The 626-nt window shown below is 76.5% G+C and carries 1 protein-coding gene; it reads right to left on the reverse strand.

The features are described 5' to 3' along the window. A partial coding sequence (locus tag ND748_RS33415) for a PD-(D/E)XK nuclease family protein (protein ID WP_251750204.1) occupies positions 1 to 626 on the reverse strand: 626 nt, incomplete at both ends.

Below are 626 nucleotides of genomic sequence, written 5' to 3' on the forward strand. Positions count from 1 at the left end.
CCGGTGCGCACCGCGAGCTGGTAGCTGCCGAGCTGCGGGTGGGTGGCGAGCTCGGCGCGACCGGGCGCGCTGCGGCCGGTCTTGAAGTCGATGACGTGCACCCGGCCGGCGTCGTCGAGCTCGAGGCGGTCGATGAACCCGCGCAGCATCACCTCGCGGCCCGCGACGTGCAGCCGGCAGGTGAACCGGACCTCCGCGTCGACGACCCGACGCCCGCGCTCGCCGGCGTGCCAGGCCAGGAAGCGGGCCAGCGCCTCCCGGGCGGCGGCCCGCTCCTGGTCGCTGCGCCAGCGGGCCTCGTAGTCGAGATGCCGCCAGACGGTGTCGAGCCGGGCGTCGAGGGCGGCGAGGTCCGCCGGGGTGCGCCCGGTGGTGACCTCGTCGGCGAGGGCGTGCACCACCTTGCCGAAGCCCTGCGCGGTGGAGGCGACGGTGACCGCGTGCGCCTCGTGTTCCAGGAACCACCGCAGCGAGCAGGTGCCGATGCTCGACAGCGACGAGCCGGACAGCCGCAGCGGCGCGCCCGGCGCGGCGACCGGCACATCGGAGTCGGTCACGTCGAGCAGCCCCCACCAGGTCGTCGGGTGGGCGGCGGGGACGAGCGGGCGGTGGGCGTCGTCGCGGGC

It is taken from the genome of Frankia sp. AiPs1, from assembly GCF_023716945.1.
GTDB lineage: Bacteria > Actinomycetota > Actinomycetes > Frankiales > Frankiaceae > Frankia.